Raw genomic sequence first — 20,127 nt, 5'->3', positions numbered from 1 at the left:
GCGGCCAGGTATGTCGCGGAGANCAAACTCTGCCTGGCCTTCGTGCAGGATCCACAGTTCGCCGACCTGTTCACGGACAGCCAGCGGCGGTTGGCGGCGGCCCTGTTGCCATGGACCCGGCGGATCACCCCCGTCGCCACGGCAGCCGACGGGAAGACGTCGCTGCTCGATGAACTGCAGGAGCAGCAGACGCGCTACGTGCTGAAGGAGCCGTACGACATCCGTGGCGACGGAGTCACCATCGGCGCCGACGTAAGTCGCAGTACCTGGTGTGCGGCCCTGTCTCGGGCCGCCGCCGATGGCGCTGTCGCGCAGAAGCGCGTCACACCCTTGCGGTATCCCGTGCTCACCGCGGGATCGCCGCGGGCGGAGTCGATGACCATCAGCCTCGATTCCTTCCTGTTCGGCGGTCAGTTGGCCGGATTCGGGTCCAAGGCCAGTCACAACGCAAAAGTCAACATCTTCCAGGGGGGTCGGAAACTGGCCGTTCACGTGTTTGCGGGAGGTTCACCTTGAGCGATGAAATATCGGTCCCATCGGCTACCCTGCACGACGCCGCATACCTCCGGGTGCTGGCGGCGCACGGTACGGCGGTGGTGAGCGACGCGCTTGACCTGGCCGGCATCGACGGGCAGCTCTGGGGCCCCCGACGCCTCTCCGGGCACGGTCCGGTTGTCGGCCCGGCCTTCACCGTGCGGTTCGAGCGGGTCGAACCCGGAACGCCGGCCGCGGCTGCGGACTTTCTCGACGATGTGCCATCCGGCGCCGTGGTCGTTCTCGCCGCTGGCAGCGCCACCTNCACCGTATGGGGAGACATCCTCGNCGAGGTGGCACTGGCCAGAGGGGTGGCGGGCACCGTCATCGACGGCCTTTGCCGGGACATCGACGGGATCCGCGAGTTTGATTNCTCTCTGTGGGCGCACGGTGCCTTCATGCGCAGTGGAAAGAACCGGCTGCGCATGGCCGCCGTACAGCAGGCAGTGGAACTTGGGCGGGGCGAGGAATCTCGCACGGTACGTCCCGGCGACATCATCTGTGCCGACGGCAGCGGCGTCACGGTCGTACCGGCGGCGTCCCTGGCTGAGGTCGCGGCATCGGTTGACCGGATCGCCGCCATGGAACAACAGGTGCTCGAGGAGGTCCGAGCAGGTGGCCGCCTGCGGGACGCGCGGAAGCGGCATGGCTACAACCTGGCGGCTCGACAGCCAACGGGAAACCACGCGTGACCCGGACGGCGAGTGGCTCGACGCCGCCTGGCCCAGCGCGGGCGCCCGCCGACAGGACACCGCCGACACCGGCGGATCAGTGCACGGGGGCGGAGGTCGCCGAGCCCGTGGCCCGGTCCGAAGCCGTGAGCGGCCCCGGGACCGCGGGTGCCGTCGAGACAGAGCCGGCGTCGGCGCGTGCTGGGCTCGGCGGGCGGTACGCGCGGCTGTGGACCGCCAGCACGCTCTCAGCGGTCGGCGACGGGATGTCGCTGACGGCGGCGCCACTGCTCGCCTACACCTTGACCGACGACCCGCGACTGGTGNCCNGAGTCACCACCGCGCTCACCCTCCCCTACGTCCTGTTCGGGTTACCAGCGGGCGTACTGGTGGACCGGGTCGACCTGTTGCGCGCCATGCGTGGCATCGACCTGTTCCGCGGGCTACTGCTGCTGACATTGGCGGTGGCTGTCGCCCTGGACCGGGGCAATCTACTGGTCCTGTACATCTGCTTCTTCCTGATCGGCACCTGCGAGACGTTCTTCCGTAACGCGTCGCAGGTGATCGTGNCCTCGGTCGTGCCCCGGAAGCTGCTCGTCGATGCCAACGGCCGGCTCCTCGCGGCGCAGACGGNTGGTAACGAGTTCGTCGGCCCGTTGCTCGGCTCGGTGTTGTTCGCGATTGCCGCAGCGGTGCCGTTCGGTATTGACGCCGCCAGCTTCCTGCTGTCGGCACTGCTGTTGTCCAGCCTGCTCGGCGTCCGCTCGGCGAAGCCGAGCACCCGACGGACCGGCGGACCATCGACCAGCGAGCGGCCGGCCGACCTACCGGCAGCCCCCGGGTCAGGTGTCGACAGTGCGGGTCCGGTCAGCGCCACCCGGCCGGGTCTGCTGGCCGACATGACAACAGGCGCCCGGTGGTTGCTGCGGGACCGGTTGCTGCGAGGCCTGGCGCTGGCCGCCGGCGGAATCAACCTGGTGCTCACCGCCGGGCTGGCGGTGATGGTCGTGCACGCGCATACCGTGCTTGGGCTCGGCAGCATCGGTTACGGCCTGTTGCTGGCCTGCCAGGCAGTCGGGGCGGTGTTCGCCGCCCGGTTGGCCCCGCGGCTGGTGCGCCGGCTCGGCGACGAGCAGGCGCTCGTCTGCGTGGCTGCCACGATGGNCGCCGCGAATGTGGCCGTCTGGCTGGTACCGGTGGGCACAGGGGTGGGCCTGGCGCTGGCGGCGGCCGCCTGCGCGGGGGTGACCTGGGACGTGGTCGTGGTCGCGCTGCGCCAGACCCGCATCCCCCGGCCGTTGCAGGGCCGGGTCAACAGTGTCTATCGACTCGTCGCCTGGGGGGCCATGCCCGTGGGGGCGGCCCTCGGCGGGCTGCTGTCCACCGCGTTCGGAACGCCGAGCGTGTTCGCGGCCGGCGCGGTGCTGATGACGATGATCGCGGCCTGCCTCGCCGAGGGAGCCCGCCGCCGGTGGATCTCCGATCCGCGGTAGCTCTCGGACGCCGAGTTCNCACACAGAGACGCAGAGCTCGCACACAGACTCGGACACAGAGAGGAACTGGATGTACTCGCAGTCAGGGCGGTACCCGACCGCCGGCGTCGAGGTGCTCGAGCGCACGGACCTGCTGCGGTTGGCCGCGGCGCTGGTGGAGGTGCCGTCGGTCAGCGGCGACGAGCACCTGCTGGCCGGGCTGGTGGAGCACCGCCTGCGGGCCCGCGCACCCGATCTGCGGATGATCCGGGACGGCAACAACATCATCGCGACGACGCGGGGTGCACAGGCGGGGAAACCCGCGCGGGATCGGCACGTGGTGCTGGCCGGCCATCTCGACACGGTGCCAGCAGCGAAAAATTACCCCACGGCAATACCGGGAACGGTATCCGGGCTTGGCGCGGTGGACATGAAGGGCGGTCTCGCCGTGATGCTGGTCNTGGCCGAACGGGCGCAGGACTCCGACCATCACCTCACGTTCGTTTTCTACGACAACGAGGAGGTTGGCTCCCGTCGCAGCGGGATGACCCTGCTGTTCGACCGGTACCAGGATTTCCTCCAGGCCGACCTGGCGATTCTGCTCGAGCCGACCGGCGGCCTCCTCGAGGCGGGCTGCCAGGGCAATCTGGTTGTCGAGCTGCGCTATGACGGCTCACGCGCCCACACCGCGCGACCATGGCGGGGCGTCAACGCCATTCATCGTGCGACTCCCGCCCTGGCCCGGTTCGGGAGTTTTGAACCGGGCCCCGCGGTCGTCGACGGACTCACCTACCGGCAGTCCCTTTCCGTCGTGGGGGTGAGCAGCGGCGTGCAGGGCAATGTCGTGCCGGATGCCTGTCAGGTANGGGTGAACTTCCGGCACGCGCCGAACCTGAGCAGCGAGGAGGCGCTGGGCACAGTGGTCGGCCTCGCCGGGGACGCCGACGGCACCCAGGTGGTCCTGTCCTCGCCGCCCGCGCCACCCAATCTGGAGCATCCCCTGCTCGCGGCGCTGCGAGCGAGCGCCGGGGTGGACGTGCGACCGAAACTCGGCTGGACTGACGTCGGACGGTTCGCGGCCCACGGCGTTCCCGCCGTCAACTTCGGTCCGGGGGATTCCGAGCTCGCCCACACCGGCCGCGAGACCGTCAGCGGTGCTGAGCTGGCGGCCTGCCACGCGGCGCTCGCCCGCTTCCTGTTCGCGGACGCCGCGGGGATTCCGCCCGACAGGCTCCGGAACATCGGTCCGCACCCAGCGTCGGAGGTTCGACCTTGAACAGGCCCGTTCGATCACCGACGGACTTCCTGCCCGCAGCCGATCTGGGCAGGAAGTACCTCGACCATCTCGTGCGGCTCACCGTCGATCCAGCGGCGCTCACCTCGGACGCGGACGCCTCGGAACTGCTGGCCGTGGCCTACCGCGGGCGCTTCCTGCCCTCGCCGGTCTTCCTGTCGGCGGCGGAACGAGACTGCCTAGCGGCTGACCTGCGCTGCCTTTACACGATGCTGATGGACATCCCGGACCGGCTCCACGACGGCGACCTGCGCCAGTTCGCGCAGGCCGTCGGCATGAACCCCCAGCAGGTCTCGGCAGTGCTGCGGGGCGCGAACACCGGCGCGCCCCTGGTCCCGCTGGCGCGGTCCGACCTCTACCGGGACAACGACGGCTTCAAGCTCCTCGAACTCAACATCACAAGCGCCCTGGGCGGATTTGAGAACGCCGATATCAACCGCGCCATGCTCAAGCATCCCGCCCTGCGGGAGTTCACCGACGAACACGGGCTCGGCTACATCGACACGCTCCAGCACATCGTCGACTCACTGCGCGCAGAATGCGCGGCGAATCTCCCGGACGGCCGGCGGCCGGTTGTCGCACTCACCGACTGGCCGGCGAGTTTCGTGACCTACGAGCCGCGGCTGCGGGTGATGGCGGNCCTGCTCGGCGAGATGGGCCTGGACGCCCTTCCGTGCCATGTGGGACANCTGCGGTCCCGAGGCGACCGGCTGGTGCTCGAAGACCAGGTCATCGACGTCGTGTTCCGCTTCTTCCTGGTCGAGGAGATCGTCACCGAGGACGATCTCGNCGCGGTGGAGCCGATCCTGGACGCCNCGACCCGGGGCGCGCTCGGCCTGTTCAGCCGGCTCGATGCCGAGCTGTACGGCAACAAGGGCGCCCTGNCCCTGCTGTCGGGCGACCGGTTCCGAGCGACCTGCACTCCAGCCGAACGCGACTGTCTTGATCGTTTTCTTCCGTGGACCCGCCCCGTCCAACCGACGGTGACGGATACCGACGGCTCCGAGCACGAGCTGATGACGTTCGCAGCCGCGGACCAGGACGATCTGGTGCTCAAGCCGACCCTGCTACATGGCGGAAACGGTATCGTCCCCGGCTGGACCGTGTCGCCCNAGCAGTGGCGAGCACGGGTCACCGAGGCGATGGGCCAGCCCTACGTGCTCCAGCGCCGGGTACGCCCCCGCCCGGAGCCCTTCGCCGCGGCGGACGGTGACGGACGCGGTACGGAAAACCTGTACCTCAACTGGGGTGTGTTCCTGTCCGACCCTGACGTGACCGGCGCCAGCGATGGTTACGGCGGCTGNATTGTGCGCGGCAGCACCGACCCCGCAGTCGGTGTCGTCAGCATGTCGGGCGGCGCCCGGGTCGGCTGCTGCTTTCACGAGGAGCGCCCGTGAGCTGCCTGGTGATGTCCGATCCGAGGATGGCATACCAGTGAGCGGGCAGGCGCGGGTGGCAGTGGTCGACGGCCACTNGACGGGTCGGGCGCTCGTCGCGGCGCTCACCCGACGCGGGGCGTCCTGTGTGCACGTGCAGAGCTCCGAGGACATGCCCGCGTTCTTCACCGACGGGTTCGATCCGACGCACTACGAGGCCTGCCTGACCGGCGCCGGCGACCCCGCCCGGCTGGCCGGGGAGCTGGCGGCACTCGGGGTGACCAGCGTGGTGGCAGGTACCGAGTCGGGGGTCGTGCTCGCCGACATCCTGGCCCACCACCTGGGCCTCGACGGCAATCACCCGGCCACGTCGGCGGCTAGGCGGGACAAGGCGACGATGGGTCGGGCGGCGGCTGAGGCGGGTCTGACGGTTCCGCGCACCTGGAGCTTCACGGACGCGGACGAGGCACGCACCTGGTACGCGCGGCGTCGGCTGACAGACGTCGTCGTGAAACCGCCGAGCAGCGCCGGTAGCGACAACGTGTGGTTCTGCCGGACGCCAGACGAGGTGCGGACGGCCTGCGCCCGGGTGCTTGCCGNGCGCAACCTCTATCGCGAGCCGAACCCGACAGTGCTGGTCCAGGAGCGCCTGCGAGGGGTCGAATACTACGCGAACACCGTGTCGCATGCCGGGCGGCACCGCATCGTCGAGGTCTGGCGCTATTCCAAGCGCCTCGGNCCAGACCGTCGACCTGTTTACGATCACGAAGATCTCGTCCCCGCCGGATCGGAGGAATCCGCGCCGCTGCGGGATTTCGTTCCGGCAGTGCTCGACGCGCTCGGCGTCAGGCACGGCGCCGCGCACACCGAGGTAATGATCACCAACCGGGGGCCCGTCCTGGTGGAGTCCGGCGCCCGGCTGGGCGGCGGCACCCTGCCGTGGGTGGTGGAGAAGTACTGCGGCGTCTCCCAGACCAGTCTGTTGGCCGAGTCCCTGCTCGACCCCGACCGGGTCGCGGCGTTCGACGACAGGACAGTCCGCTCGCTGGGGGCGCTGCGCAACATCGCCCTGATCAGCCGCACCGCCGGGACCGTGCGCTCGCTGGAGTGGGCGGCTCGGCTGGAGGAGCTGCCCACCTTCGTCGCCCTCAGCCATCACCTCCGGCCAGGGGAGCATCTCGGCGCCACCATTGATCTTCCCAGCTCCCCCGGTTTCGTCTATCTGGCCGCGTCGGACCCGCAGGCGGTCGACCGGGACTACCGACAGCTTCGAGCTCTGGAGGAGACTGACCTCTATCTGACCTGACCCTGAAGAGCATGGTGTTGGCGTCGGCGAGTTTCTGGCGCCGACGTGTCGCGGACGCCAGGCTTCCCGAGAAGAAGCAGCCGCGTCCTCGCGCNGCGGGCTGCAACGGGATACACCCGAACCTCGCCGTGTGTGACAACGCGTACGAGTTCCCACAGGGCCGTTGAATAGTCGTTCGAGGTCTACGGCGTGCCCCTGGTCTCGGCCGGTCAGGCTGTCCGCGGCCTCGCCGAATCGCGCGTGATCATCGCCGGGTGTGGGCCGAAGCCGATCCGTTCGACCACGACGGCCCGGTCATCCGTCTGAGGGGTGCGGTCTGCGTGGGAACTNCCCCGGCCCGCCGTTGGAGCACTTTCGGCAGCGCGACGATCTCCTCAAGTCCCACTGCGCCGAGATCGGGCGGGACCCGGACGAGATCATCCGCAGTCCAGGAAGCTACCGTTGTGACGTGGGACTTCACCTGAGCCAGATCGACGAGGCGGACGAGCTGCTGACCAAGGACCCGTTGGCGCTCCTCATCGCCATGGTTCTCGACCAGCAAATCGGACAAACAAGGTACGAAATCAGACGTTGAGCTACCCTTCGAACGCGGTGAGTAACCGTGCAGGTTCATGGTCGAGCCTGAGGCCACGGGGAGCCCGCGAGGGAGTTGTCAGGCTTCGTGCTGTATCGGGGTCGCATCGTCAGGCCAAGTGGCGGAGGTTACTGATCTTGAATTCGTAGGGTGACAGGCTACGGGGGTTCCAGGCTGAGTCCGGTCTCGGCCAGGAAACCCCACAGCAGGTCGGGGCGGTACTGGGCGCGNTTCAGCGCGGTCTTGATGACGCGGATCAGGTGGTCCAGGCCGCGTGCGGCGAGGTTGGCCAGGACATCGGTCTTCAGGTGCGCCCACAGGCCCTCCACCGGATTGATCTCCGGGGCGTAGGAGGGCAGCCAGTACACGCTCAACCAGTCCGCGTGGCTGTCGATGAACTCACCGACCACGTGGGCATGATGGCCGGGCAGGTTGTCCCACACCACCATGATCTTCCCGTCGAGCTGGTGGTACGCGGCGGTCAACAACCGGATGAAGTCCCGGGCGACGAAGCTCTTCCGCTCACCGCGGCGGCCTCGGTGGACCGGCAGCCGGTAGATCAGCCGGGGCCGGCGACCCGGGCGGACGCAGACCATCCCGGCGATCGAGATCCGCGGGGAACGCCGCCCGGCCACGGTCACGATCGGGGTATGTCCGCGCCGGGACCTGGTCCGTCCCTTCGGGGGCCTCAGCCCCTGGCCTGTCTCGTCGAGCAAGCAGATCCAGGCGCCGCGGGCCGCGGCCGTTGTTCTACCTCCGGCCACACCTCCCGCCGCCAGGTCACGATCGCGGTCTCGTCGCGTTCCACCGCCCGGTGTACCGGCCGCTACGCGGAATACCCCATGCGGTACAGCAGCTTGTCCACCCCGGTCAGGGTGTAGGACACCCCGAACAGCCGGGCGATCAGCGTGGCAAACCGGCCCAGGGTCCACCGCTGGTCGACGGTCCAGCCGTGCGCCACCGGCCCGCGATCCAACTCCGCCGCCAGCCGGACCCGCTGCTCGTCGTCCAGCCGGCACCGTGACCCCGGCCCCACCGAACGCAGTGCGTCCAGACCGCCGGCCTCCCACCGCTGATGCCAGGCATACGCCGACGTGCGGGACACCCACAGCCGCCTGACCACCTCCNGTGGTGACATCCCCCGGGCGAACANGTCCGCGGCCCGCAGCCGGATCTGTTCCCGTCGTGCACGACCGGCGGCGGTCAATCCACCGCCATCCGGATACCTCACATGCCTGGGGTACCCCACAAGATCCGGACGTCACCCCACGAACTCAAGATCAGTAACTTCGAAGACCCCCGAAGCGCCGCCCGTGGATCGGTCACGGCAACCCATGGCACCCCGCGGTGGGAAAATCTGCCGGGCCAGCACGGAAATCAACGAGACTGCGCCGAGCGAGCAGGTCGGCTATACCAGGTCGGACTCCGTCCGCCTGCTCNTGTGCCGCCTGAATTACCACACGACCACACCGGCCACAACAATCACGCCGGCTGTGTGGTGGACGAGAGTAATTCGCCGCCGACGCCAGGACGACTGCACTGCTCATTGAGACGTCCACCGATGCCCCGTCTTCTGTCATCCGGTGCTGCGGGCCGCCCGTCTCGCCTTTTCTGCATGTCCGCGTCGTTTGACGCCACCCGACACCGTTGCACTATCCTTGGCTGCGGCGGACGGTCTGTCTCGCCGGCGAGACATTCAGGGCCCTACTCGCCAGCTCGCAGAAGCAGTTCCCCCGCGCCGGGCATTGCCCGCCACCGCATCGGCCATCTCCCCTTTCTGCCGCCGCCGCTCACGGAATCGAGGTCAGCCGGGATGGACAACATGGGCTCGCCGTGTTACGTCGAAGCCAGAGTCAAGACATCGGAAGATCCCCTGGCCGTCATGGCCCGACTGGCCGAGTCCGGTCCCCACCACGAGTTCGTCGTCTATGAGAACGAGAGCATCTGGTGCTATGCGGGCGGCATTCTCGCCGATATTCGCCTCGACCGCGACGGCGCGACGCTGCGAGGTGTGCGGGAGGCGGAGTTTGCCTGGGACGGCCGGCCGCTGCGGCGGGTCAGTGAGCTGCTCGCCATGCTGCCGCTGCCGCAGTGGCGAGTGTATGGCTGGGCCGCGTTCGAACTTTCCTACGCGAGGGACGGCAGCCGGGAGCGTCTAGACAACGAGCGGCTTCTACACCTCATCGTGCCGCGAAGCGAGGTGCGTCTGCACGCCGGCGTGGCTCACGTGCGTTCCAGCGACCCCGGCACCCTTGCGACGCTCGTCGACCTGCTTTCCACGCGGGCGGACAGTGCCCACCGCCGGGCGGCGCCGATCAACGTGCGGAACATCGGCCGAGACGAGTACTGCGCGTCAGTCGCGAGCGCCGTCCAGGAGATCACTGCAGATGTGTTGCAGAAGGTCATCCTGTCGCGGAAGATCGAGATTGACAGCGACATCGACCTGGTCGCCTCCTNTGTTCTTGGCAGGCGTAGGAACAATCCCGCCCGGTCCTTCCTGCTGCGGTTGGACGGGCTGGAAGCAGCCGGTTTCAGCCCGGAGATCGTGGTCAGCGTCGACGTGGACGGCACGGTCGTCAGCCNCCCGCTTGCCGGCACGAGGGCATTCACGGAGAGCGCCGCGGAGAACACCCGCCGGCGCCTGGAACTCCTGTCGTCCGCGAAGGAGATCTATGAGCACGCCATCTCCGTCAAGATCGGCCATGACGAATTGCTCACGGTCTGCGAACCGAACTCGGTGGGAGTTCGCGACCTCATGTCGGTCGAGGAAAGGGGTAGCGTCCAGCATCTCGCCTCCCAGGTGACCGGAAAGCTGGCGGCCGGGGCGGACGCCTGGGACGCCTTCACGGCTGTCTTTCCCGCGGTCACCGTGTCGGGAGTACCAAAGGAAGCGGCCTTCGCCGCGATTCGACGCCACGAGGGGGACCGTCGCGGCCTCTACGGCGGCGCAGTCCTGACCGTCGACAGTTCCGGCGCGCTGGACGCCGCACTGGTCCTGCNCACGGTCTTCCGCGAGAACGGTCGCACCTGGCTGCGTGCGGGTGCCGGGATAGTCGGTCAGTCACAGCCAGCCAGGGAATTCGAGGAGACCTGCGAGAAGCTCGACAGCGTGGCGCGCTTCCTGGTTGCCAACGAGATCAGGGAAGAGGTCGATGCATGAGGACCGAGGGCCTTTACCTCGCCGGAATCGGCAGCATCGTGCCGGAGCGGGTCAGTACCGATCACGCGGTGGCACAGGGCTGGTACGAGGAGGCCACCCGGCGAAGGTCGGGCATCGTCTCGGTTGCGGTCGGCGGGTCGGTGCCTGCCCCCGACATGGCCGTTGCTGCCGCCCGTACCGCAGTCCGCCGCTCGGGACTCGACGGGACGACTTCGGGATCCTCCTGCACAGCTACACCCACCATCAGGGTCCGGAAGGATGGTCACCGTCGCACTACATCCTGCGGAAGACCCTGGACCGCCCGGTGCCGGCCGTGGAGATCCGGCANGCCTGCCTGGGCATGCTGGCCGCGATCGAGGCTGGTGCGAACCGACTGGTCGCGAACTCCTCCCNCCCCGCCGCGCTGGTCACGGCGGCGGACAACTTCTCCACNCCGCTCGTCGACCGCTGGCGGTCGTCATCGGCCTTCGTGCTGGCCGATTCCGCATCGTCCGTCGTGCTGTCCCGGATCGACGGCTTCGCCAGGCTTCTCGCCATCAGGTCGATGTCCGAGTCGCGGATGGAGGCTCTGGATCGAGGGGACGAGCCGTTGTTCCCGCCCGGCATAACCACTGGGCGGCCACTCGACTTCGAGAGCCGCCGCGATTTCATGCGTCAGCAGTGGGCACAGGGAATCGCACCGCCAATCGGTCATTTCGGCGACGCGGTGGCCGCGGTCACCGAGCTCACNCTGAAGGAGGCAGGTCTCACTCTCGACGAGATCACCAGAGTCGCGCATCCCGGGTTCAACCGGGACGGGCTCGAGACGTTGTTCCTCGAACCGCTCGGCGTCGATCTCGATCGCGGGGTCTGGGAGTACATCCGCCAGGTCGGACACGCCAGCGTCACGGAGGTCCTCCTCGGCCTGGAACACCTGTGGACGACCGGCCAGGTGGTCCCTGGCGACCGTGTGCTGTTGGTCAGCGNGGGCGCCGGTGCGTGTGCCGGCTGCGCGGTGGTGGAGATCCTCACGCCCTGTGAACCGATCGTGGAGGGCTGACGTGCTGGCCGGATGCATTCCGTGGCCGGATGAGGCGGCCGAGCGCTACCGGTCACGGGGCCTATGGCGTGGGGAGNCGCTGGGCGGGCTGCTGCGCACCGCGGCGGAGCGGCACGGGCCGGCTCCCGCCCTGGTGCACGGCGGGCGCCGAATCTCCTATGCCCAGCTCGACCGTTGGGTCGACCGGCTGGCCGCCGGTTTCGCGGGCCACGGCCTGCGCGCCGGCGAGCGGGTCGTGGTGCAACTCCCCAACGTGCCGGAGTTCGTGGCCACCTGCTTCGCGTTGTTTCGGCTCGGGGCCAAGCCCGTGTTCGCGCTGACGGCGCACCGGTCGCGGGAGATCGCGTACCTGTGCGACATCACCGGCGCCGCCGCCTACGTGTTTCCCGGGCGCCACCGAGGATTTGATCACCCAGCGCTGGCCCGGGAGATTCGGGCGNGTACACACGGCCTGAGGTTGCTGTTCGCCCTCGGCGACGCGGGTGACGACCTCATCGATCTGTCCACTGTGGACGGCGAAGCCGGGAGGCTTCCGGAGCAGGACGCATCGGATGTTGCGTTCTTCCTGCTTTCCGGCGGAACGACGGCCATCCCGAAGATCATCCCGCGCACGCACGACGACTACGCCTACCAGTGCCGCGCGACGGCGGACCTTATCGGCTTCACCGCGGCGGACGTCTACCTGGCGGTGCTGCCGCTGGAGTTCAACTTCACCTGGGGTTGTCCCGGCGTCATCGGAACGTTGCTGTCCGGGGGCACCGTCGTGCTGGCAGACGATCCCACCACCGACGACTGCTTCGCCACGATCGAGCGATGNCGGGTCACCGTGACCTCTCTGGTCCCCACCCTCGCCCAGCTGTGGCTGGAGGCGACGGAGTGGAACACCCGTGACCTGTCGAGCCTGCGCCTAGTGCAGCTCGGCGGCGCGCGGCCTGCGCGATCTCTTGTCGAACGGATCGGCCCCGCCTTCGGCTGCGAGCTGCAGCAGGTCTTCGGCATGGCCGAGGGTCTGCTTACCCTCACCAGGCAGGGCGATCCTCCGGAGACGGTCCTTGGTACGACTGGCACGCCGCTGTCCGAGGAGGACGAGATTCGGATCGTCGGCGAGGACGAGNGGGATCTGCCCGGCGGAGAGGTGGGTGAACTCCTTGTCCGCGGGCCGTACACCCTGCGGGGCTACTACCGCGCCGCCGAGCACAACACCCGTGCATTCACGGCCGACGGCTTCTACCGCACCGGTGACCTTGCCCGCCTGACCGCGAACGGCGATCTGGTCATCGAAGGAAGGATCAAGGACGTCGTGATCCGCGGNGGCAACAAGACCTCGGCGGCGGAGCTGGAGGAACACCTGCTCACCCTTCCGGGGATACTGCGTGCTGCCNTCGTCGGCCTTCCCGACGAGCTGCTTGGCGAACGAATCGGCGCCTTTCTCGTCACGGCCGGCACGCGCCCGTCACGGCACGAGCTCAACCAGGGTCTTCAGCAGCGCGGACTGGCCGAGTACAAGTTTCCCGACCAGGTCGAGTTCGTCGACGAACTCCCCGTCACACCGCTGGGAAAGATCGACAAGAAGGCGTTGGCGTCTATGACCAGNCGGGACCGGCCATCGACAGCCCACGAGGAGGGCGAACATGGCGACCAATTCCAAGGCAACCACGGACCTGCCGGGCGAGCCGGAGCTACGAGAGATGATCGCGAAGTTGATCGGGAGCCCGCCCGAGGACGTCCCGCCTGATGGCAATCTCATCCTGCTCGGGCTGACCTCGATCGAGATCATGCGCATGGTAGGTCGCTGGCGTCGCGCGGGCTTTCCCGTGGCCTTCGAGGAACTGGCCTCCGCGCCCACTCTCAGTGATTGGCTTGCGTATCTCGACAGCCTGCGGGCGCGCTAGTCACCATCCTTCCGCGAGCGTCCGAAGGAGGGAAAAGGAATTGACCGAGGCAGCAGTCGTTGCGGACCTCGACGAACCGTCATACGTCCATGGTGTCCACGGTGCCACCGGGCTTTCGCGGTGGAAGTGTCTTGTCCGCAGAAGCAGTCTCTTCGGGCCCTGGGAGGCGGTGGAGTTTGCGTGGCTACCCCCCGCCGGGGTCAGCGGCGAGCATCTTCACAGCCGCACCGAGGAGCTGTACTTCATCGTGTTTGGCACTGGTGTGATGACCATCGACGGGAAAAATCATCCCGTCGGTGCCGGCGACCTTGTTCTCACCGGTCTCGGNACGGTCCATGGCCTGCGGAACACGGGCCGACACGAACTGGGCTGGCTCGTCATCGAGGTGCTGGGGCCGGCGGCGACCGCGGCCCTGTCTGGTTTCCGGCAGTAGTACCGATCTGAGGGGTGAACGGTGGCAAACTCCATTGTGATCAATCTTCGCGAGGTGCGTGAGATCGACGCGGGTGAATTCCTCAGNGGGCCGCTGGGCCGGATCCGTCTGCCCCGGCTTGCGCCGGGTGAACGCACGACGTTGGTCGCGGACACCGAGGAGCACACCCTGTTCACGGTCGACGGAAGCGGAAGTGCCGTGACCGGCTCCACGACCGTGCCGTTGAAGCGTGGCGTGGCCCTGACTCTGCCGCTCGGCAGCAGTGTCACCGCCGAGGCGGGCGCGGAGGGGCTGGAGCTGTTCATCGCCAGCCTCAGCGTGCCCTGAGACACCGGAGGTCGACGTGATTGTTTCGACCGTGCTCGGTCTCAGCACGACCGCGGGCGACATCGGCTGGCGCTGTCTTGCCCGCCGCGGAATGCTGCACTGCGAATGCGAGGCCATCGACTACATGCGGCTGGGACTCGGCGCCGTCCGTGACGNCCGCGGCCGCAGCGGCGTCGAGGAGGCGTGGTTCGTGCTCGATGGTCATGGTCATTTCCGTGATGACGCTGACCGCTGGATACCGGTGCGTCCGGGCGATCTCGTCCTGTGGGCCGGCGGCCCGGGCGGCTGGCTGCGCAGCGACACCGAGAGTTCGCTCGAGCTTCTGGGCCTCGCGGTCCTGCCTGCCGCCGTCTCCCGACAACTGCCCNTGCGCAGTCCTCGAACCCCGCGTACTGGAGGCCCTCATGGTTGACCGGGTCGTGACAACCACCGTGGACGNCCCCTCGTTCGTCTACGGAATGCACGGCGGCGAAAAGCGCGCGCAGTGGAAGTGTCTGGCCCGCCGCAACAACATGTTCGGTCCCTGGGAGGCGGTGGAATGGGCCTGGCTGNCCCCCGGGGGAGCCAGCGGAGAACATCTGCACAGCCGCACCGAGCAACTCGACTACATCGTCTCTGGCGCGGGCGTGATGACGATCGACGGCCGAGATCGGTTCGTCACCGCGGGTGACGTGGTGTTGACCGCGCTCGGAACCCGGCATGGTCTGCGCAATGCGGGTTCGGACGAGCTCGTCTGGCTTGTAACGGAAGTGCCGGGTCCGGTGCTGGNCACCGCACGACCCGGACCACCCGGCGCTGGAGCGGCTGTGATCAGGATGCGCGAGGCCGGCGAGATCGACCCTACGGAAGTGCTTTCCGGCCCGCTGCGCCGGGCCAGACTGGTCCGGCTGGATCCGGGCGCGAGCGAATCACTCCTGGCCGACGCCGAGGAACATGTTCTGTACACGTTGAGCGGCGCTGGAGTAGCGGCAAACGCCTCGACTTCCGTTCGCCTGCGGCAGGGCGTCTCGGTGAGCGTGCCCTTCCACGGCAGCATCAGGGTGGAGGCCGGCCGCGAGGGCCTGGAGTTCTTTGTCGTCAGTCTTGCCGTCGAGTTGACACCGGGCAGGAAAAGATGATCGTGTCCAGCATTTCCGGCGGCCTCACCCTGTCCGTGGACGACGGTATCGGCGAGACCGCCTGGCGTTGCCTTGGTCGGCGAGGAATGCTGTACAGCGAGTGCGAGTCGTTCGACTACGCCCGGCTCGCACCGGGTGCCTCCCTCGATGGTCGCGGTCGGGATGAGATCGAGGAGGTCTGGTTCGTGCTTGNCGGTGAGGGGACGTACCTTGACGCTGGATCAGGTGCCCGGCCGGTGCACACGGGCGACCTGCTCATCTGTCCGCAGACGGCCCGCGGCCACTGGCGCGCGCCTTTTGATACTCCGCTGGAGCTGCTGCTTCTCGCGATGATGCCCGCCTCGATAAGCCGAAGCCTGCCGCCTCGCGCCCCCGTCTCGTGAACCAGTCCCGACCGACGAGAGGAAAGGAGACGTCCGATGGCACAACAGCGCGACGACCGCCTCAGGGTCGATGCACTGATCGTGGGATCCGGACCGGTGGGCTGTACGTTCGCCCGGATCCTCGTCGAGGGCGGTCAGAGCGTGCTCATGGTCGACGCCGGACCGCAGCTGTCCGGCCGGCCGGGAGAGCATCTGCGGAACACCTTCCTCTACCAGCGGGACGTCGAGCGATACGGCAACCTGGTCAGCGGCCATCTGCAGCGACTGTCGCCCTCCCCACCGGATCGCATCGACCAGCCGGGAGACCTCCCGGCCAGGATCGACTCCGCCCTCGTGACCTACGCGGTCGGCGGGATGGCCACGCACTGGACCGGGGTGACTCCGCGGCACCACCCGACCGTGGAACGTGCCGGTTGCATCCCGGCTGCCGACTGGGAGGAGTTCTACGGACAGGCGGAAATGCTGCTGGGCACGCGCACTGATCTGTCGGCGGATTCAGTTGGCCACCAGACTGTGCTCGACGCACTCAGCAGGGAGTACAGCGACCTGCCCGAACCCTACGGGGTCCAGCATCTCCCCCTGGCGGCGCAGCGCCGCACCGACAATCCCCGGCTGGTGCGGTGGAGCGGAGCCGACACGATTCTGGGCCCGCTCGCCGACGGCTCCCATGAACGGGGCGAGTTCTCACTACGTGAGCAGCATCTGTGCCGCCGCCTCCAGCCGGCTGCNGGCGNCACGCGGATCGAGTACGCCGAGATCGAGGACCACACGCGCTGGCGGAACATCCGGGTCGAGGCAGAAACGTACATCATCGCCTGTGGCGCCGTGNTCACGCCGCAGCTGCTGTACGCCTCCGGTGTCCGCCCTGACGCGCTCGGGCGTTANTTGACCGAGCAGCCAGTCGCCTTCGCCCAGACAGTACTCCCGAGTGATCCGGGAACGGCTCCGGAGCAGGACCCCGACCCCAATGTGTGGATCCCCGTCTCCGAGGGACGTCCCTGGCACTGCCAGATCCATCGAGACCTGCCCTACGACGACGTGGAACCGCACCGGGGGATCGACAGCAGTTCGGTCGTCGATCTACGGTGGTTCGGGCTCGTCGATCCACGGCCCGAGAACCGGCTGCTCTTCTCGGATACCACCCGGGACATCTTCGGGATGCCGCAGCCGGAGTTCGAGTTCTCTCTCAGCAGCAATGATCTGGCGCGCCAGTGGTCGATGATGGTCGATCTCCGCCGGGCGACCCGCGCTCTCGGGGGTCATCTGCCGGCTTCTCCGCCCCGCTTCGTGGTGCCCGCACCGCCGCTGCACGTCACGGGGACCGTTCGGATGGGAACAGACGCGGACACGAGCGTGGTCGACCCCGACGCGAGGGTCTGGGGCATTGACAACCTGTATCTCGGCGGCANCGGCCTGATCCCGACCGGCAGCGCAAGCAATCCGACGCTGACCAGCGTGGCCATGGCGCTGCGGGCGGCCCGGGGCATTCTCTCCCACACCCATCGGAGCATCGACAACGGTCATCGACTCCTGTCGACCGGATAACCCCGGGCGCGGAGAAAGGAGAGCACATGTCGGGTCCAGGGCAGTTTTTCCTCGGCGAGGAGGAGGCCGCGTTGGTGCAGCGCGTGCTAACCAGTCGCCGCCTCAGCCGGTACCGTTCCGACGTCGCGGATCCGGGCGACGAGTCGATGGTGTTCACGCTCGAACGCGAGATTGAACACCGCTTCGGTGCCCGCCACTGCATCGCCGTCAACAGTGGAACGTCCGCGATCCTCGCATCGCTTGCCGCCCTCGGTGTTGGCCCGGGCGACGAGGTGATCGTGCCCGGTTACACCTTCGTCGCCACCATCGCCGCCGTCGTCCACCGCGGGGCCGTTCCCGTTCTCGCCGAGATCGACGAGTCCCTCACCCTCGACCCCGAGGACGTGGCCCGTCGGATCACTCCGAGGACGAAGGCTGTGATCGCCGTGCACATGCTGGGCGCGCCCTGCGCCATGGACGAGCTGCGGGCAATCACCGACGCCCACGGGTTGGCCCTGGTCGAGGACGTGGCCCAGGCCTGCGGCGGCTCCTACCGGGGGCGCAGCCTCGGCACGATCGGCGCGGCGGGCGCCTTCTCGCTCAACCCCTTCAAGGTCATCACAGGCGGCGACGGCGGTCTGCTGACCTGCGCGGACGACGAGGTGTACGAGCGGGCCTTCGCCTTCCACGACCACGGGTTCCGTCCTCTTCGCCAGGGCGTGGTCGACGCTGACTCGCTGTTCGGAATGAACCTGCGGATGCACGAGCTGAGCGGAGCGGTCGCCCTGGCCCAACTCCGCAAGATCGACACCATCCTCGCCACGCTCCGGCGACAGAAGGAGCGACTTACCGACGCGATCGGCGAGATACCGGGTGTGGCCCGCCGGCGGCTCAACGACCCTGCCGGCGACTGCTGCTCCCTCCTGGTGCTCCGATTCGAGTCGATCACAGTGGCCGAGGCCGTGAGTTCCCGGATCGGCTCCACCACCCTGATCAACTCGGGGCGGCACTACTACGGGAACATGCCCCAGTTGCTCGGTCGGCGGATGCCGACGAAAACGGAATGCCCGTTCGGGTGCGCCGCACATCCCACGGCCCACCGCTACCGTGCCCACATGCTGCCGCGTACGGACGATATCCTGGCCCGTTCGGTCGCCCTGTCGGTCGGAGTGGTCGACTCCTACCTCGGCTCCGGATTCGNCATAGATCCCTTCTCGTCAGCCGACGACATCGCCTCCGTCGCCGATGCCCTGCATACGGCCGTCAACGAAGTGACTGAGAAGCCGGTCGCGGATAAGAGGAGGACATGACCGGGTCCCCGGACAGCCGGTTTCCGGCGCTCCCTGGGTCTACGGGACGACAGCCGGACGGGCCCNGGCCAGCCGATCCGTTCCCCCGCTGGACGGTTCGGAACGAACTGACCNTGAGCTACGACGTACGCATCACCGACGGTGTTCTCGATCCGGAGAACAGGGCACTGATCGAAGCGGGATCCCCGGGGTCCGTACACCGCGTCCGCCGCTTCGTGGTCGTGGATGCCAACATCCACGCGCTCTACGGGCGTGATATTCATCGATATCTTGACAGCAACGACTGCGACTACGAACTGTGTGTCCTGCCCGCCTCCGAAGAGGCCAAGAACATGCAGTCCGTCCTCACATTGGTGCAGGGGCTGGACTCCTTCGGCATCTCCCGGCGGAACGAGCCGATCATCGGCATCGGTGGCGGAATCATCCTGGACGTCGTCGGCCTCGCCAGCAGCCTCTACCGCCGCAGCACTCCCTACATCCGCGTCCCCACGTCACTGCTCGGACTCGTCGATGCCGGCGTTGGGATCAAGACGGGCGTGAACTTCAACGGCCACAAAAATCGGCTGGGCAGCTACTTCGCGCCGTCCGTCGCTCTGCTGGACCGCGGTTTCCTGGCAACCCTTGGCGATCGTTACGTGAGCAACGGGCTGGCGGAGATCCTCAAGATCTCCCTTGTCCTGGACGCGCATCTGTTCGACCTTCTCGAGGAGCATGCCGAGACGTTGCTGGCCGAGCGTCTCACGGGACGGACGGCTGTCGGCGACGCCGTCGGCCGCGAGGTGATCAGACGGGCTGTCGACGNCATGCTGAGGGAGCTTCAGCCGAACCTGTGGGAGAGGAACCTCGAGCGCCGGGTCGACTACGGGCATTCCTTCAGCCCCACACTGGAGATGCGCGCCCTGCCGGCGCTGCTGCACGGCGAGGCCGTCAGCGTCGACATGGCGCTCACCACGATTGTCGCCGAACGACGTGGTCTGATCTCCGCGCCGGATCGCGCGCGGGTGTTCAACCTGATGAAACGTCTCCGCCTGCCGGTCTGGCATCCGCTGTGCGGGACGGACCTGCTGGNACACGCGCTGCGCGAGACCACCCGGCACCGCGACGGGCTGCAGCGCATCCCGCTACCGGTCGGGATCGGCGACGCCCGCTTCGTCAGTGANCTGACCCACGAGGAGGTCACACGAGCGGCCGAGGTTCTCCGCGACCTCGACCTGCCCACCCGCGCGGCCCCGCGGCTGTCGGACGTAGGCGGGCACGGCCACCCCATCGTCACCGACGTGTATGACATCGGCGAACTCGGCGACGTGCCTGACGGCGCCGAAGCAGCGCACCGCGACCATGTGATCGCCTGCGACGCGTCGAGCGTCGTCTGGGAGAGCATCCGGTGGTCGTCGCTGCCTCCCGGCGCCGCCTGCGTGGAGAAGGCGCCGGGCTTTGCGCCGAAGCTCTACTTCATCCTCGCCGGCGAGGGCGAGTTGCTCCTCGGCGAGGAGTCNCATCCGCTCCGTCCGGGCCATCTGGTGGTCGCCGGGCCCTCGGCAGTGCACCACGTGCGAAATCACGGCGCTGACGATCTGAACTGGCTACTGCTCGAGTTCCACGGCCTGCTCAATTCCACCATCTGGCCGGACGAGGCATCGGCCGGGGGAGGCGTCGCGTGAACATCAGCCCGCGGCGGAGCGCCGCCGCACCATCCGGTCGGCCCCGTGGCATN

The 20,127-nt window shown here is 68.1% G+C and carries 6 protein-coding genes and 29 pseudogenes; 32 read left to right on the top strand and 3 right to left on the bottom strand.

Annotation, left to right across the window (positions count from 1 at the left end):
• Positions 1-2,768: 2,768 nt before the first annotated feature.
• From UK94_RS76305 to UK94_RS59215, 8 genes and pseudogenes are all read left to right on the top strand, one after another.
• A pseudogene (locus UK94_RS76305) lies at positions 2,769-3,137 on the top strand (M20/M25/M40 family metallo-hydrolase); the annotation flags it as partial.
• Between the two features lies 1 nt (position 3,138).
• Positions 3,139-3,542 (top strand): annotated as a pseudogene (locus UK94_RS76300) (peptidase dimerization domain-containing protein); the annotation flags it as partial.
• A gap of 1 nt (position 3,543) precedes the next feature.
• Positions 3,544-3,953 (top strand): M20/M25/M40 family metallo-hydrolase (locus tag UK94_RS76295; RefSeq protein ID WP_313949554.1); only part of this gene is annotated, 410 nt, incomplete at its 5' end.
• Between the two features lie 1,353 nt (positions 3,954-5,306).
• Positions 5,307-5,445, top strand: a pseudogene (locus UK94_RS76290) (hypothetical protein); the annotation flags it as partial.
• A gap of 1 nt (position 5,446) precedes the next feature.
• Positions 5,447-5,946 (top strand): annotated as a pseudogene (locus tag UK94_RS59230) (hypothetical protein); the annotation flags it as partial.
• Between the two features lies 1 nt (position 5,947).
• Positions 5,948-6,085: pseudogene (locus UK94_RS59225) on the top strand (hypothetical protein); the annotation flags it as partial.
• Between the two features lies 1 nt (position 6,086).
• Positions 6,087-6,653: pseudogene (locus tag UK94_RS59220) on the top strand (hypothetical protein); the annotation flags it as partial.
• 448 nt (positions 6,654-7,101) lie between these two features.
• A pseudogene (locus UK94_RS59215) lies at positions 7,102-7,197 on the top strand (Fe-S cluster assembly protein HesB); the annotation flags it as partial.
• Between the two features lie 261 nt (positions 7,198-7,458).
• On the opposite strand, the gene UK94_RS20105 reads toward UK94_RS59215, so the two are convergent.
• The 3 genes and pseudogenes from UK94_RS20105 to UK94_RS74465 all read right to left on the bottom strand — a co-directional run.
• A partial coding sequence (locus UK94_RS20105) for a transposase (protein WP_235488835.1) occupies positions 7,459-7,991 on the bottom strand: 533 nt, incomplete at its 3' end.
• A gap of 62 nt (positions 7,992-8,053) precedes the next feature.
• Positions 8,054-8,354: pseudogene (locus tag UK94_RS20100) on the bottom strand (winged helix-turn-helix domain-containing protein); the annotation flags it as partial.
• Positions 8,355-8,380: 26 nt separating this feature from the next.
• Positions 8,381-8,458: pseudogene (locus UK94_RS74465) on the bottom strand (DNA-binding protein); the annotation flags it as partial.
• Between the two features lie 330 nt (positions 8,459-8,788).
• Here UK94_RS74465 and UK94_RS76285 point away from each other — a divergent pair.
• The 24 genes and pseudogenes from UK94_RS76285 to UK94_RS59115 all read left to right on the top strand — a co-directional run.
• A pseudogene (locus UK94_RS76285) lies at positions 8,789-9,683 on the top strand (hypothetical protein); the annotation flags it as partial.
• Position 9,684: 1 nt separating this feature from the next.
• A pseudogene (locus UK94_RS59205) lies at positions 9,685-9,809 on the top strand (hypothetical protein); the annotation flags it as partial.
• Position 9,810: 1 nt separating this feature from the next.
• A pseudogene (locus UK94_RS59200) lies at positions 9,811-10,226 on the top strand (chorismate-binding protein); the annotation flags it as partial.
• 1 nt (position 10,227) lies between these two features.
• Positions 10,228-10,387 (top strand): chorismate-binding protein (locus UK94_RS59195; protein WP_235488877.1); only part of this gene is annotated, 160 nt, incomplete at its 5' end.
• Positions 10,388-10,727: 340 nt separating this feature from the next.
• A pseudogene (locus tag UK94_RS59190) lies at positions 10,728-10,779 on the top strand (hypothetical protein); the annotation flags it as partial.
• 41 nt (positions 10,780-10,820) lie between these two features.
• Positions 10,821-11,116 (top strand): annotated as a pseudogene (locus tag UK94_RS59180) (3-oxoacyl-ACP synthase); the annotation flags it as partial.
• A gap of 1 nt (position 11,117) precedes the next feature.
• A pseudogene (locus UK94_RS59175) lies at positions 11,118-11,352 on the top strand (3-oxoacyl-[acyl-carrier-protein] synthase III C-terminal domain-containing protein); the annotation flags it as partial.
• A gap of 153 nt (positions 11,353-11,505) precedes the next feature.
• Positions 11,506-11,865 (top strand): annotated as a pseudogene (locus UK94_RS59170) (AMP-binding protein); the annotation flags it as partial.
• Position 11,866: 1 nt separating this feature from the next.
• Positions 11,867-12,242: pseudogene (locus tag UK94_RS59165) on the top strand (AMP-binding protein); the annotation flags it as partial.
• A gap of 1 nt (position 12,243) precedes the next feature.
• A pseudogene (locus UK94_RS59160) lies at positions 12,244-12,540 on the top strand (AMP-binding protein); the annotation flags it as partial.
• A 1-nt stretch (position 12,541) separates the two neighbouring features.
• A pseudogene (locus UK94_RS59155) lies at positions 12,542-12,737 on the top strand (AMP-binding protein); the annotation flags it as partial.
• Between the two features lie 25 nt (positions 12,738-12,762).
• Positions 12,763-12,807, top strand: a pseudogene (locus tag UK94_RS74460) (hypothetical protein); the annotation flags it as partial.
• 1 nt (position 12,808) lies between these two features.
• Positions 12,809-13,019: pseudogene (locus UK94_RS59150) on the top strand (2,3-dihydroxybenzoate-AMP ligase); the annotation flags it as partial.
• A gap of 38 nt (positions 13,020-13,057) precedes the next feature.
• A complete protein-coding gene (locus tag UK94_RS20080) occupies positions 13,058-13,318 on the top strand; it encodes a phosphopantetheine-binding protein (RefSeq protein WP_055751071.1) in 261 nt (86 codons plus the stop codon).
• Positions 13,278-13,645 (top strand): annotated as a pseudogene (locus UK94_RS76280) (cupin domain-containing protein); the annotation flags it as partial. The gene UK94_RS20080 and the pseudogene UK94_RS76280, both read left to right, overlap by 41 nt.
• Before the next feature lie 193 nt (positions 13,646-13,838).
• The coding region (locus UK94_RS34760) for a hypothetical protein (protein WP_235488832.1) at positions 13,839-14,078 on the top strand (240 nt) is incomplete at its 5' end.
• Between the two features lie 552 nt (positions 14,079-14,630).
• Positions 14,631-14,846 (top strand): annotated as a pseudogene (locus UK94_RS59140) (cupin domain-containing protein); the annotation flags it as partial.
• A gap of 1,702 nt (positions 14,847-16,548) precedes the next feature.
• Positions 16,549-16,987: pseudogene (locus UK94_RS59130) on the top strand (GMC oxidoreductase); the annotation flags it as partial.
• A gap of 1 nt (position 16,988) precedes the next feature.
• The coding region (locus tag UK94_RS74445; protein ID WP_268761524.1) for a hypothetical protein at positions 16,989-17,124 on the top strand (136 nt) is incomplete at its 5' end.
• A 26-nt stretch (positions 17,125-17,150) separates the two neighbouring features.
• Positions 17,151-18,303 (top strand): annotated as a pseudogene (locus UK94_RS20045) (DegT/DnrJ/EryC1/StrS family aminotransferase); the annotation flags it as partial.
• Positions 18,304-18,628: 325 nt separating this feature from the next.
• Positions 18,629-19,214 (top strand): annotated as a pseudogene (locus tag UK94_RS59125) (iron-containing alcohol dehydrogenase); the annotation flags it as partial.
• Between the two features lies 1 nt (position 19,215).
• A pseudogene (locus UK94_RS59120) lies at positions 19,216-19,481 on the top strand (2-epi-5-epi-valiolone synthase); the annotation flags it as partial.
• Between the two features lie 209 nt (positions 19,482-19,690).
• Positions 19,691-19,908, top strand: a pseudogene (locus tag UK94_RS76275) (2-epi-5-epi-valiolone synthase); the annotation flags it as partial.
• A gap of 1 nt (position 19,909) precedes the next feature.
• Positions 19,910-20,074 (top strand): annotated as a pseudogene (locus tag UK94_RS59115) (2-epi-5-epi-valiolone synthase); the annotation flags it as partial.
• Between the last annotated feature and the right edge of the window lie 53 nt (positions 20,075-20,127).

Source organism: Frankia sp. AvcI1 (assembly GCF_001420875.1).
Classification (GTDB): Bacteria; Actinomycetota; Actinomycetes; order Frankiales; family Frankiaceae; genus Frankia; species Frankia alni.
Note: the sequence above shows the minus strand (reverse complement) of the source record. Positions and strands in the feature narration are given on the sequence as shown.

Bases quoted from the DNA above. Each gene is read 5' to 3' on its own strand.
- UK94_RS20080 (WP_055751071.1), top strand. From the start codon at position 13,058: ATGGCGACCAATTCCAAGGCAACCACGGACCTGCCGGGCGAGCCGGAG.